14 protein-coding genes and 1 pseudogene are annotated in these 14129 nt (G+C 43.2%); all 15 read right to left on the bottom strand.

From position 1 onward, the window contains the following. Positions 1–100: 100 nt before the first annotated feature. On the bottom strand, positions 101–508 hold the full coding sequence (locus V7K44_RS28300) for a hypothetical protein (protein ID WP_334936612.1): 408 nt from the start codon (positions 506–508) through the stop codon (positions 101–103). Positions 509–528: 20 nt separating this feature from the next. Then, complete coding sequence (locus V7K44_RS28295; protein ID WP_334936610.1) at positions 529–1491, bottom strand: NAD-dependent epimerase/dehydratase family protein; 963 nt, start codon at positions 1489–1491, stop codon at positions 529–531. Positions 1492–1655: 164 nt separating this feature from the next. After that, a complete protein-coding gene (locus V7K44_RS28290) occupies positions 1656–2207 on the bottom strand; it encodes a DsbA family protein (RefSeq protein ID WP_334936608.1) in 552 nt (183 codons plus the stop codon). Positions 2208–2453: 246 nt separating this feature from the next. Further along, positions 2454–3110 (bottom strand): response regulator transcription factor, encoded by a 657-nt coding sequence (locus tag V7K44_RS28285; protein ID WP_334936606.1) that lies wholly within the window; start codon positions 3108–3110, stop codon positions 2454–2456. Beyond that, on the bottom strand, positions 3107–4825 hold the full coding sequence (locus V7K44_RS28280; protein ID WP_334936604.1) for a PAS domain-containing sensor histidine kinase: 1719 nt from the start codon (positions 4823–4825) through the stop codon (positions 3107–3109). Before V7K44_RS28280 ends, V7K44_RS28285 begins: the two co-directional genes overlap by 4 nt. Positions 4826–4853: 28 nt before the next feature. Continuing rightward, positions 4854–5075 carry a hypothetical protein gene (locus tag V7K44_RS28275; RefSeq protein ID WP_334936602.1) on the bottom strand — a complete coding sequence of 74 codons (222 nt, stop codon included), beginning with the start codon at positions 5073–5075 and terminating at the stop codon, positions 4854–4856. A gap of 651 nt (positions 5076–5726) precedes the next feature. Further along, the gene (locus V7K44_RS28270) at positions 5727–7187 is read right to left on the bottom strand and encodes a hypothetical protein (protein WP_334936600.1); all 1461 of its coding nucleotides are present in this window, start codon (positions 7185–7187) and stop codon (positions 5727–5729) included. Between the two features lie 104 nt (positions 7188–7291). Further along, a pseudogene (locus tag V7K44_RS28265) lies at positions 7292–7546 on the bottom strand (DUF7219 family protein). A gap of 128 nt (positions 7547–7674) precedes the next feature. Continuing rightward, positions 7675–8073, bottom strand: coding sequence for a hypothetical protein (locus V7K44_RS28260; RefSeq protein ID WP_334936598.1), 399 nt, complete (start codon positions 8071–8073; stop codon positions 7675–7677). A gap of 179 nt (positions 8074–8252) precedes the next feature. Beyond that, positions 8253–8618, bottom strand: coding sequence for a TrkA C-terminal domain-containing protein (locus V7K44_RS28255; RefSeq protein WP_334936596.1), 366 nt, complete (start codon positions 8616–8618; stop codon positions 8253–8255). A gap of 291 nt (positions 8619–8909) precedes the next feature. Continuing rightward, entirely contained in the window at positions 8910–9548 is a 639-nt protein-coding gene (kdpC, locus tag V7K44_RS28250) for a K(+)-transporting ATPase subunit C (protein ID WP_334936594.1), read from the bottom strand. Continuing rightward, on the bottom strand, positions 9548–9817 hold the full coding sequence (locus tag V7K44_RS28245) for a potassium-transporting ATPase subunit F (protein WP_334936592.1): 270 nt from the start codon (positions 9815–9817) through the stop codon (positions 9548–9550). The genes kdpC and V7K44_RS28245 overlap by 1 nt, the downstream gene beginning before the upstream one ends. A gap of 6 nt (positions 9818–9823) precedes the next feature. Beyond that, on the bottom strand, positions 9824–11965 hold the full coding sequence (kdpB, locus tag V7K44_RS28240) for a potassium-transporting ATPase subunit KdpB (RefSeq protein ID WP_442940724.1): 2142 nt from the start codon (positions 11963–11965) through the stop codon (positions 9824–9826). Beyond that, a complete protein-coding gene (locus V7K44_RS28235) occupies positions 11949–12350 on the bottom strand; it encodes a hypothetical protein (protein WP_334936588.1) in 402 nt (133 codons plus the stop codon). Before V7K44_RS28235 ends, kdpB begins: the two co-directional genes overlap by 17 nt. Further along, a complete protein-coding gene (gene kdpA, locus V7K44_RS28230; RefSeq protein WP_334936586.1) occupies positions 12316–14061 on the bottom strand; it encodes a potassium-transporting ATPase subunit KdpA in 1746 nt (581 codons plus the stop codon). Before kdpA ends, V7K44_RS28235 begins: the two co-directional genes overlap by 35 nt. Between the last annotated feature and the right edge of the window lie 68 nt (positions 14062–14129).

The raw sequence follows: 14129 nt of genomic DNA, 5'->3' as shown, positions 1-14129 counted from the left end.
GATAATTCAGTGTGTATTTCTAATGAAATAAAACTGCTTTAAATTGGCAGTAAGCAAGTAAACAATAACAGATGATGGTGATTAAAATAATCGAAACAATTCATATACCCTTTTCTGGTTCCTGAATGGTTTTCAATGCCCCAATGCCAATCCAACAGCAGAATCCATCCACAATTAATGTCAGAATGGCTGTGATTTGGAATAGCAATCCCCAACCTAGAAAGGAAACTTGAGAAACATGATCCGAACTAATCACGATCAGATGATTGTAGATTCCAAAAAGGACTGATGCTGCCATTGAAAAGAGCAAGAGCCAGCTACCAATGCGGTATAACTGTGTCCAAAGTAAAACGACTGCAATGATGGGAATTGCATAAATCACAATACCCACAAATAAGCTCTGAAGTATTGAGAGGGGAACTGGGATTTCCACATGCGCTAAACCATGCAGTCCATGTACGATCGCATGAAGAACCACGATCGCTGTTCCATATTGAGCAATCTTCATCTTTCTTCTCCCTTCAATTCTTAACTGGCATGAGCCACGGCGGTGTTAACCATCCATTCCAAGGGTCGAGGCTGAAAATTTAATTCGCGTTTTGCCTTAGCATTCGATACGCCTCGCATCTGAGTCCCATAATAAACAGCATCCGCACCGCTAATTCGCAGAGCATCCTCAACCGATACCTGGGGGGGTGGTGGAGCATTGAGCCATTGGGCATAAGCAGAAAGCCACTGGCGCACCGCTAAGGGTTGATCGTCTGTAATCAGGTAAATACCAGGATTGCCTCGTTCTGCTGCCGCAACTGTGGCGATCGCTGCATCTTCAATATGAACCCACGACCATACGCCTTCCCCATTCCCAACAATCGGGAACTGTTGCTGCCGCACCTGTTGGGCAGCATCGCCATCGGGGGCAAACCAAGTACCGGGCCCGTAAAGGAAGCCATAACGCAGAGCAATTCCTTCTAGGTTGGGGTTCCCTAGTAAGTCACGCTCGATCTCAGTGACTATGTGAGCATCTGCTGCTACCGCAGGCGAGGCATCAAAAGCTAGTGGCGTTTCTTCGTCTGCCAAACCTGCGCCGGGAATCGCCCAGAATGCGATTGACTGTCTCAGATAACGGCGCACACCAGCCGCTTGCGCTGCCGCCAGCACATTAGAACCTCCTTCTCGACGGATGCGAGTGTTCAGGGCTGATGCTGCACTCATCGACTCGTTAGTATAGGTTTTGGGCAGGGAAGTGAGTTGTTCAATTACCACTTCCGGCTGAGTGCGGGTGATGGCAGCTTTAACAGCATCTGCATCGAATACATCTGCGATCACGAAGTGTAGGCTCTGCCTAATCGCTAATTCCACGCCTTGTTCAGCTAAAGTTTGTGCTTTTTCTAGAGAACGTGTCAATGCAACTACTTCATGTCCTTGCGCTAGCAGTTGCGCGATTAGGGGACGACCGATTGCTCCCGTTGCGCCTGCAACAAAAATCTTCATTTGTAAACCTCCTGTTTAAACCTGTGAAATATTTGAGAATCGTTAGTTGTGACAATATGAATTAGCTCAAATTTAAAATGGCGATCGCCATTTCACCAATAAACCTGAGCAGTAGCACGTTTAAGTTCAGCCGTGCTAAAGACATTGGTTAAAACAACAGATTTTTAGCTTGCCTGTTGGCGTAGCCTCTGGTCGAGAATCGCTGCGAGTAATCTCTCTGTATCCCAGGCATCTCTATAGCGAACTCCGTTAATAAATAAAGCTGGCGTATTACTGACACCGCTTTGTATACCGCCTTGAATGTTCTGAGCAACCCGCTCGGCATGAACATGGCCTGTCATGTCCTGAAGGAATCGATTGATATCAAGCTGTATGTCATTGGCGTATTCTAGAAGATGTCCATTGTTGAGAGCATATTGATTCTTAAATAAGAGATTGTGCATCTGCCAAAACTTATTTTGCGCGGCGGCGCTTTCTGCCGCTTCTGCTGCCTTTTGTGCTTGAAAATGAATGTTTATGCGTGGAAAATGGCGGAATACAAAGCATAATTGGATCTGTTGCTGAATCTCTTGAATCATCCTATGAACCTCACCACAGGAAAGACATTGATAGTCACCGTATTTAACTAAAATGATTTGTGCATCTATTGTTCCTTGGATGTTATCGTGTTTTGAAATTGGTATGAGCAGCCCGTCACCATCGCTTGTCTGGCTCATCGTTTTTTCATGCGGTCTATAGATAGTATGGTTGCGATGAAAACGCCTAAAATAAGAGTAATAAATTGAATGTTGTTTCTTTATTCTCAAAATATGTGAATTTCTCCCCATTTGTCGCATCCCCTGCGAGCAGTCTTTGCACTACCCCTAAGAATAGCGATTAACTTAATTTTAGGGCTAGAAACAACCTATCCTAAAGAGTAGGTGATACTTTCAACAGATGAATCTGTTGCTCTAGCTAAATTCTTAAAGCGTGATAATACCGCGCTTTAGAGCAACAATCATTGCTTGAGTGCGATCGCCCACTCCCAACTTACTCAGAATATTTTTGACATGGAATTTGACCGTTCCCTCAGCAATTGACAAAGCAGTGCTTATTTCTAAGTTACTCTTGCCCCTTGCCATCAGGCGTAGCACCTGCAACTCACGATCGCTCAGTTCTGGGATACCTATCCGCTCTGCCAATTTTGCGCCCACGGCAGGAGGAATGTACTTTTGACCGTTGTGAACAGCCCGAATCGCTGTCAATAGTTCATCTGGTTCTGCATCTTTTAAAACATAGCCCTTTGCACCCGATCGCAGTCCCCGATAGATGTCTTCGTCTCCGTCGTAGGTTGTCAGGACAACAATCCGAGCGTCGGCAAACTCAGCGCAAATGGTAGCGATCGCTTCAACCCCACTTAGCTCAGGCATCCGCAAATCCATTAGCGTTACATCGGGTTGATGTTGGCGGAACAATTCTACTGCTTCGCGTCCGTTGCACGCTTGTCCAACCACGGTCATATCAGGTTTATAATCAATTACGGCTGCTAAACCTTCTCGCATAAATGGATGATCGTCGCTAATCAAGACGCGGATCGCAGAGGAGCCTAGTGTAGGAGTTGAGCTATGCCATTGGGTCATAGTGTTTCTACTCTCACAATGATTTCTGTTCCTTGCCCAAGGTGGCTTTGAATCGTCAATTCTGCCCCAATCCGTTGGGCGCGTTCGGTCATTCCGAGTAATCCAAAGCCCCGACCGACCGACAGACTACTGCCTTCAAATCCTTTCCCATTGTCTTTGATATGCAAGACGAGCTGCGTTGGCGTAGCCCGCCGCAGGCATCGCTCATACCGCAACTCAACGCAGATTTCACTGGCATTTGCATACTTAAATGCATTGGTTAACGCTTCTTGTCCAATGCGAAACAGATTCGTTTCCACCTCTTTCGCTAAAGGATACGGTTCACCGATCGCTTGGCAGATAACCTGCACTGAGGTATGAGAAAACATCTGAGCTGCGAGGCGATTGAGTGCGCTATACAAATCGCCTTCTTCTAATATTTGCGGGCGGAGTGCTTCCACCGAGCGACGGGCATCTGCCAGCCCGGAACGCGCCAAGATACGCCCCGTTTTTAGGTGTGACTGGGCAGCATCTGGATCGAGCGTGATTCGCTGAGAGGCGGCATCTAAGTGAACGATGATACTAGTAAAAGCTTGCGCTAGTGTATCATGTATTTCTCGTGCCATACGGTTGCGTTCTTCTAAAATTGATGCTTCTTCAGCGCGTTTGCGTTCAAGCAGTGCAGCGTTTCGCTGTTCGCTAATATCTGTAATCAGACCATAATATCCTCTCACCTGAGCATTGAGATCGAAATCGGGGATGGAGGTGACAGCAATATACTTTTTGCCCAACGGAAAAGAGACTTCTGCCTCATAGGTTATAATCTCCCCTGCTAGCGCTCGATTCATGTACGGTTCAATAATTTGATAACTTGCCTCGCTCATGACTTCACGAACCTGCTTACCCACAATTTCATCTCGACTACGCCTAAACCATTCCTCATAAGTTCGGTTGGCAAATCGATAGCGCCGATCTGTATCTATATAACAGATACAAGCGGGGAGAGCGTCGGTAATCAATCTTAATTCCTGTTCTCGCTCGCGCAGTTCTGCTTCGCTTTTCTGTAAAGCTGCTGTTCGTTCTGCTACTTGTTGCTCTAAGGTACGATTATAATTTGCTAGCAATTGCTCTGCTTGTTTGCGTTCGGTGATGTCTTGAAAAGCTGCGATCGCATAAATCACATTGCCCTGTTCGTCAAATACTGGAGTTCCCCACCCTTCAACTGGAACGATCGCATTGTTTTGGCGAATTTCTAAATCGTCAATTCTGGTGCGATCGCCTTTCAACGCCCGCATCACTGGCAAGTTCTCAATGGGATATGGTTGCTCTGTTCCCGCTAGATAAAGTTGATAAATTTCTGCAAGTTGTTCTGGTGTCGCACCAGGAGTAATCCCTTTGCCTAATAGTTGAATTGCCTGTTGATTGGCGTAGCAAGGGCGACCCAGTGTATCTACGACTCCAATTCCTATCGGCACCGCTTCCAGGAATTGATCCATCTGACTTTCGCTCTTCCGTAATTTAGAGTAGAGTTTGGCATTTTCAATGGCGATCGCTGCTTGGGTAGATAACAAGTTCAATACTTGCGATCGCGCCGAGTCAAATCCGTACCACCCAAGTTCAAATTCCCAAACCCAATGCAGATTAGTCCCGTCGTACTTCTCGAAGGCAATACAGCGCCCGGATGGGTAGTTTTTACTACCAGGAATTTTGGGATACGCTAGCTGAATACGAGGCATAATGTTGATCTTGAATATGGATGAAGAACTATTTTCTCTGGCTGGCTTGGGCTAAACGACAACCAAGATAGTGATTAATATCTGCGATCGCATCTTCAATCCGCCACCGCCATTCGGTTTGAGTTCGTAGTTCCCGCAGTATTACTGGTTTAACTAAGTGCTTTTTTAGCTTACCTTGGGTACGCGCCACGTAGGCAAGCCCCAAACAAGCCTTAGCACAAATGCGATCGTCAGCACGATCGGATAACAATTATTTAGAAATAGTTTTAGCGTTAGTATAAACTAATATATCAGAAATTGAATTTAAATCTTTAGCGAAAATCTCACTTTTTTCTAGATAAACATACTTTTAGGACTTACGCACTTTACACATTGACCATTATGTGAATAGTCAGCTTGTTAAACTAAAAGTCTTACCCTGCCTCGTTCCCAGGCACAGCCGGGGAATGCGATCGAGGTGGGCTGCTGCCTACTTGTTTGGCGGGAGGCAGAGCCTCCCATAAGAGCATTACAAAGCAGAGCCTTGTAACGAGAGGTAATCCACAGTTGGCTGTCTTTGTCAATGCGTAAGTTCTAACTTTTATAAACTCTAATCTTAAGTTGTTTCAGTATCAATAAATAATCATTCAGTCTCAGATAACCCAATTCATGTTTTTCGGAAAAACTCTATTTATATGATTTATCATTCCATCAATTTTTACAATTATCTATGTCATTTTTAAATCTCTCTTAGTTTTTATTAGTAAAGAAGACGTGTTTTCCCTGTATTTACCCCCAGCTATCCCGTCTCCCCTACTTGAATGAAGCGGAGCATCATATATTTATTAGTTGCATCGACCTGCACCTTTGTTGCATTGACCTTTTCCCGGATGAATGATAGCTTGTTTGCTAAAGGTCGCATTTATACAAGAATGTCGCTCGATTTTGTGCCATTTCTAGACTTTACCTTCTTGTTTTTAACCCTGATTTGTGGTAGGTCTTTTTTGTCTTTGTAAAAGTAACAGATTTCGACTAGAGTTGGCCATATTTCTAGAGAACCGTGAAATTGGCTAATGACATCATCGATAATTCTGGAAACGTTTTGCTGAAAAAAGTCTGGTTCAAATCCATAAAATACTCTCGATAAATTTTCAGCAAATAATTGAAGAGACACTTTACGTTCTTCATTCTGGGCAGATATTGAGGCTTTGATTACCTGTCTGTGGATAGCAGCGATTTTTTCCAGGATTTCCTCAGAGTCTTGTAAAGTGACTTCGCCAGAGTAATCAAATTTGATTCCCAAATCATCAAGATGATAAACACTACTTTTAATCTTCTTTTTCAGCAAGCTACATATTTCTTCATTAAATAGTTCGCTAGCTAAAGGATTACGCATATAGTTATTTCTAATATGGTTCTGGACAGCATCAACGTGTGCAGCCACAATTCCTTCTTGCTGTATCCAAATTCTATAGATATAATCCTCAAACCTGAGTCGAGTGGGAAAAAAGGGTGGTAAACCTAGCTGATTATCATATCCAGCGACTCCACAATCCATTCTCCAATTTTTGTTAGTAATAACAGGTCGAAAATTGGTAAGAATATAAAAATCATTTAAGTCATTGGGACTAATTTGGTTTTCATCATTGAGATACATATGAATAAAATCAAGTGTATCGATATCATTAGTTCCTGTGCGGAAAGTTTGGGCAATCTTGACGATCGCATTATTCAAGACTCTCCCCTGTTGTAATAAGAGGCTGTTCTCTCGAAAGTAACCTTTGGTTGTGTTGGTTTCTAAATCCATTGCTGTATCAACAATCAATTCTCCAGCCTCGAAGTTTTCTGGTACATGGCTGGCTTTTTGACCTAGAACATCACCAAAAGCTGTGAGTAAGTCAAAAGATTTATGGATGTAGCCACCTTGTTGGCTAGACTTGATTAATTTTCCTCGACATATTTCATCACCTGATAAAGATTCTGGGCTAGTTTCAATTAATGCATCTGGTCGCATATCGTCATCTGCACTAACCATTAAATGTCCAAGAGTATACATGAGTGTGAAGTTGCGATTTCCTCCATAACTAGGTCGGAATAAGTTTTTGACTAGTGATTCTAGCTTGCGATCGCGCAGTCTTTCGTTTAAAAATGTAATAAATTGGTCTTTCTGTTGTGGCCCAACATAAAACACATCATTGACTGTCTTAGTTTGCTCTAAAAGCGGGTAATATTTTTCATGGTTGGGAATGCTAGAATCATCAAAAACGATAATTTTTAAAGCATGACCATTTGCCCAGAAATTCTCATCATATTTTTCGATTGTCTGTGCTACATCTCTAAGTCGATGAGTCGGAATAACAAATACTGTTTCTTTGGGTTTCATAAAATTTGTTCAGGTTTATCAAATGAAATTTCCAAGCTTTAAACTTTTTTTAAACTTTCTCTGCATCACTCTTGTTACAGTTGTATCAGGATTATTCAAATAAATTAAACTGATAGATCGCTACCAATTCCCAGTTTATTTTTACTATCCTCTAACTGTTGCCATAGTGCTTCTATTTGACCAAAAGCGATTTATGGAGATAGTTTACCAGCAGTTTCTAAATTAGTAATGCAACTAATTTTTTGAGCAAATTATTGGAGGTTAGCATTAAATAGTAGGTTGCTTGGCTGAAATTTACCGTGGTAGCGATCGCGAGGATAGAGAAAGCGATTTTTATCTTCATAATTAGGCTGCATCATTAATTTAATCCTGATAAAAAATCTGATTGGCTATTAGTTGGTTTATTGCAGCAATCTGAAATAATCCCATTTTGTAATACTGTTTTACAGATAATGATAGAATTACTGGGATATAGTGATAAACTCACCTATTTCGGGCTGTAGTCAGAACAATTAAGTGCTTGTTTCGTTAGAGCAGTAGTAGGATGTACTGCACACTTTAGGAAATAGTTATTGTTAAAAAATTGGCATTTTTTACAGGTATGTTGCTCTAAATATTTGATGCTTACTATTTCGTCTTTATCTTGTGCCGCATTTTCTGGGGGATCTTCTAGTGCCTTGCAGACAGATGAAACGAGAAAAACAACAATTGCCCAAACAAACATGAAGTAAATGTGAGCTAAAAACACTGCTAAAAAGGGAATGTCTCCGTCATGTGGTTTGGTGTCATTATGTGTTGCCCTAGACAGGTTAGCTTCAATCAGGGTAGACTGATGAACACTTTTTTGGGCGGATACATAAAGTCGGAAAAACTCCGAAGTATGCATATTAAAAACCTTTAGTTAGTCGAACTAAGATTCAGTAAAGTTAGGGAGGCAGGAGGTAGTGTTTCGACTACGCTCAACAACCAGGTAGGAGGTAAGAGGCAGAAGGTAAAAACATATTTTCTTTTTACTGCCGCAAGCTCAAATTTTCCTCTACTTTTCTTCGGTAAATGTTCATCTTTCTAATAAGATGTGGAATTGAAAGTACTTGATAGGTCTGAGTAATCTGAATTAGCAGATTGACTATCTGCTAACCGTGCTTCTAATAAGCAACTGTTGAGCGAATAGTAAACAGAATGGATTTTTTTAAGAGTAACTTTGAGAGCGGGAATCATCATAGGATGGGTTGCTATTGCTAAAATGTAATCTCCGGCGAAAATACTAGGATTATCTGTTGCGGAAATGACTTGAGTTTCTCTTAAAACCCCTAGAAAAAGGCATTTATCCGGTAACTTAATATCACTTAAATGAATGCCACAGTAAACGCTATTATCTGCGATAAAAACACCAAACAGGCTTGGCTCTAAAGCTTTTTTGTTTCTCAACACAAAATGTTTTTTTAACTCTAATAGTATTGTGCAACACTTTGCATAAAAAATATGCTTTTCTTAGTATATATTTTGAAGATATATAGGATGTATTAATTAAATAAAGTATGTATTTATTAATTAGATGTATAGGTATATATTTAGAGGTATAGATTTTATTTGTCTCTAGAAAAAAGATTCTCGTTTTATTAAATAAATCGAGAATCTAAGGTTTTAAATTCTAAGTAATCATTAAATATTACTATAGATAACTATTCCGAAGAGGAGGCATATTCACTATTTCCCAAGTCCTTATCCCTTAATCTTATCCAAAGCTAAATTCAGCTTCAACACATTAACTCCAGGTTCGCCAAAAATGCCAAGAAAGCGACCATCGGTATTTTGGGAAATTAAAGTTTCGAGTTGGTTCGGTTGAACTCCTCGCGCCTTGGCTACTCGTGCAACTTGCGCGATCGCAGCTTCCGGGGTAATATGCGGGTCAAGGCTGGAACCAGAACTGTAGACTAAATCGCCAGTCGGCTGCACACCTGCTTTTTTCAGACGATTGAAGTCACCTTCAACTTTTTTACTGGGGTCTGGGTCATCTTTACCTTTAATCCGTTCCAGCAATGCGGGATTACTAGGAGCCAAGTTACTAGCACCGGAAACTCCGGTTTTCAAAACTCCCGCATCGTCCTTTTTGGGATCGGCTGTGCTGTAACTAGTGGTACTCGGACGACTGTTAAAATAGCGATCGCTACTAAAAGGTTGACCAATCAAAGCAGAACCGACAACTTGACCTGTGCTATTTTTCAAAAGACTACCGTTAGCTTGAAACGGAAACACAATCTGCCCAATGGCAATCATCGCAAAAGGATAAATAATCGCTCCAATAACCCAGAGTACTAAGGTAGAACGAACGGCTCTACCAGCTTCGCGTGCAAAACTCATTAGAATTTCTCCGGTACAAACATTACAAAAAATAAATAGATGGAAAGCCCTAGTGTCACCAGTCCTAACAGTCCCAATCCCCAAGATTGACTGCGAGAAAGTTCTTCACCAGTAGCTGCATAGACCACAGGTGCAACCACTAGGTTGAAACACATCGCTAAGAATAAATACAGTGGTAGCTTTTGTCTACGCCATTGACACCAGATTTCAGTTATTTCTTCTAATACTTGGGATGCAGCGAGCGCGCGGCGGATCTGAATAGGTTTCATAGTAAATTAAGACAAAGGTAGGATAATATCTATCAGTTTGATGGCAATGAAGGGAGCAACGATACCGCCAAGACCAAAGATGAAAATGTTGCGACGTAGCAGTTGATCTGCGGTTAAAGGTAAAAACTTCACCCCTTTGAGTGCTAGCGGAATTAATGCCGGAATAATTAAGGCATTATAAATCAGCGCCGAGACGATCGCAGATTGGGCACTCTTTAACCCCATAATATTCAGTGCGCCGATTCCAGCAGCAGCAAAGATAGTAGGAATGATCGCAAAATACTTGGCAATATCGTTAGCGATGGAGAATGTTGTCAAGGCTCCACGAGTAATTAGCAACTGTTTACCTATGGTTACTAAGTCAATTAGCTTCGTGGGGTCTGAGTCTAAGTCCACCATGTTAGCAGCTTCTTTAGCAGCTTGCGTCCCCGAATTCATCGCCACACCCACGTTTGCTTGAGCGAGAGCAGGTGCATCGTTCGTACCATCTCCGGTCATTGCCACCAGTTTACCCTGAGATTGTTCCGAGCGAATCACCTCAATTTTGTCTTCTGGAGTCGCTTCAGCAATGAAATCATCCACCCCAGCTTCTTCAGCAATCACCGAAGCGGTAATGCGATTGTCACCTGTGAGCATGATGGTGCGAACACCCATGCGCCGGAGTTGGTCAAATCGCTCCCGCAAACCGGGTTTGACAATATCTTTGAGGTAGATGACACCATAAATTTTGTCATCTTGGCAAACAGCTAAGGGTGTACCGCCTAACCGGGAAACTCGCTCATAAGCTGCATCTATATCATCAGGAACATTACCGCCACGGGAACGGACAAATCCTTTAATCGCATCCACTGCACCTTTGCGAATTTGTTTGCCATCGGGTAGATTTGTACCACTCATCCGGGTTTTCGCGGAAAATTCTACACCTTCGGCTTTATCAATGTTAAAGTCTACCCCAGCCTGGGACTTTTCTGCTAAAATCACAATCGATTTGCCCTCTGGCGTTTCGTCAAACAAGCTAGCAGCTAAGGAAACTCGCGCCACATCTATTAGTGAGTGATTATCCAGGGGAATAAACTCGTCAGCCATCCGGTTCCCCAAGGTGATTGTGCCTGTCTTATCCAGCACCAAGGTGTTGATGTCGCCGCAAGCTTCTACTGCTCGACCAGAGGTCGCAATGACGTTAAACTGGGCAACCCGATCCATCCCGGCAATACCGATCGCACTGAGTAAACCACCGATAGTTGTGGGAATTAAAGCTACTAGTAGCGAGATGAGAATAGCAACGCTAGCACCCGCCCGCAAACTGTTCCCCGCCTCAACTCCAAAGGCTGTGCTGATAAAGCTGGCGATGTAGCCGACGAATGGGGGCATTGTCGCCACCACAATCAAGAACACTTGCGTTAATACTGCCAACAATACCGTCAAAGCAATCTCGTTGGGAGTTTTGCTGCGTTCTGCTCCTTCTACCAGGGCAATCATGCGATCGATAAAGCCTTGACCAGGATCGGCACTAATGCGAATTGTCAACTCATCGGAGAGTAAGCGTGTACCGCCTGTCACCGAACTAGCAATATCTGTACCTGGTTGCTTCAGTACCGGGGCAGATTCTCCAGTGATTGCCGACTCATCCACCGAGCCGATGCCTTTAATTACATCCCCATCGGCGGGAATCATATTATTTGCAACCACTTTTACCAAATCGCCCCGTCGCAGTTCCGTAGAATTGACTTGTTGTACAGAACCATCTGGGAAGATTTTATTAGCGATCGTATCAGATCGCGTCGATCGCAGTGAATCAGCTTGTGCTTTACCGCGTCCTTCAGCCACGGCTTCGGCAAAGTTGGCAAAAACGAGGGTGAAAAAGAGAATAAAGGTAATCAACCCGTTTAAGAGGCGTTGTTGATTGACATCTGCCTGGATTGTGCCGAATAGATTTGGGTTAAGGGTAACAAGCAAGGTGATAATTGTCCCTACCCAAACAACAAACATCACTGGGTTTCTAACAGTAATTCGCGGATCGAGCTTGACAAATGACTCACGAATTGCTCTTTGATAAAGTCCCCGCATATCTGTTTTGGGGGTATGTTTGCGCGAGTCACGAGTTCCAGATGGAATACGGGGGGAGGGAGAATCAGTAGTCATTGGCATACATTAAATTTTGAGCATGAGTCTTTGAGGTGGATTCATCCAGTTCCAAGGTGGATGAACGAAGTTCTGAGGTGGATTCATCCAGTTCCAAGGTGGATGAACGGAGTTCTAAGGTGGATTCATCCAGTTCCGAGGTGGATGAACGGAGTTCTGAGGTGGATTCATCCAGTTCCGAGGTGGATGAACGGAGTTCTGAGGTGGATTCATCCAGTTCCGAGGTGGATGAACGGAGTTCTGAGGTGGATTCATCCAGTTCCAAGGTGGATGAACGGAGTTCTGAGGTGGATTCATCCAGTTCCAAGGTGGATGAATCAGTTTTTAATTCTCCTTGTCCCCCTTGTCCCCAATCCCTACCCGATACCTTTAGCGATAAAGAAAGCTTCACCGATGGGGCCTAATGCTAAAACTGGGAAGAATGTAAGTGCGCCCAGGATTAAAATCACCCCTGCGGTAACCCCTGTAAATAGTCCGGTATCGGTTCGCAATGTACCAGTGGTGTAGGGAACAGCTTGCTTACGAGACATACTATCTGCTAAAAACAGCAAACCGATGATGGGAATATAGCGTCCAGCAATTAAACTAAAGCATGTACTCAAGTTCCACCACAAAGCAGTTGCAGTGGTTTTTGTACCTGTAGCGATCGCAAAAGGTGAAGGTTGTGAATCTCCCAAGCCTTCAAAGCCAGAACCGTTGTTAGCAGCAGCGGAGGCATATTCATAAATAACTTGAGCAAAACCGTGGAATCCGGGATTACTAATTCCTGATAGTTGATCGGGAAACGCCAAGGCGATACCTGCGGGAATCATAATTGCGATCGGGTGAACTAGCAAAATCAGGAAACTAGCAAGTACAACCTCGCGCTTTTCAATCTTGCGTCCGAGAAATTCTGGTGTACGTCCCACCATCAACCCTGTAGCGAACACAGCCAGAATTAGGTAAGCAAACAAATAAGCGGTTCCCGTACCCTGTCCACCCCAAATAATTTGCAGGAACATATTAGAAAGGGTAATAAAACCACCGTTAGGCATAAATGAGTCGTGTAAACTGTTGACTGCGCCGCACATAGTACCAGTTGTACTAGTTGCAAATAGTGCAGATTGTGCCCAACTAAACCGGACTTCTTTTCCCTCTAAGTTCGGTTGCTGACTACCCAGCAGTGCATTCACAGCCGGATTACCGTTATATTCACCAATGGCAGTGACGATGATAAATACTAGATAAAGAATGCCTACCATACCGTAGACTAACCAAGCTTGCTTAGTGTTATTCGCAAACAACCCATAAGTGTAGATTAGGGAAGTAGGAATCGAAAGCATGGCAACAATCTGAATCAAGTTAGAAAATCCGTTGGGATTTTCAAAGGGGTGTGCCGAGTTGATGGCAAAAAAACCGCCGCCGTTTTCTCCTAATTGTTTGATAATTTCAAAATGGGCAACAGGGCCACGAGCGATCGCTTGACTAATAGTCGCATCTTCCAAGGTAGGGAATACAACCGCACCCCCCAGTGTTTCGGGAACGCCAGATGCCATTAAGACAATGCCACCGACAAGACAAATAGGCAGCAAAATTCGGGTAATCGAGCGAATTAAATCTACATAAAAGTTGCCCAACGATCTACCCGTCAATCCGCGAATAAAGGCAATCCCTACCGCTAAACCAGTGGCAGCAGAAGTAAACATATGATAACCAAGTCCCCACACTTGGCTGCCATAGCTCATGTAGGTTTCACCAGAATAGTGCTGCTGGTTAGTATTAGTAATAAAAGAAATAGTCGTATGCAGCACTGTATCCCAGGTTGGGGCATCTATCTTAGTTGGGTTTAATGGCAGCCATCCTTGATTCATAATAATCAAGAAAATCAGCAACCCCATTGCGACATTGCTGTATAGGATTGCCCGCCCATACTGCCAGCCAGTCATATTTTCTTTGCTTTTAACGCCAACCAAAGCATAAAGCACTCGCTCAACCGGATTCAAAATCGGATCGAGAAAAGTACTTTGCTCTAGGTAGACACGCGCCATATAGCGCCCAAAAACAGGAGTAATTACTACTACAATTAGTAGCGTTAATATAATTTGAATCCATCCTTCTAGCATGAGTTAATCAAACTCCAACCTAAGTAAACTTGAGATAAATATCAGATATTTTCTTGTTAGAAATCGGA

This window comes from Nostoc sp., from assembly GCF_036917235.1.
GTDB lineage: Bacteria > Cyanobacteriota > Cyanobacteriia > Cyanobacteriales > Nostocaceae > Nostoc.
The sequence above is the reverse complement of the archived record's forward strand: the minus strand, read 5'-3'. Positions and strand labels throughout refer to the sequence as shown.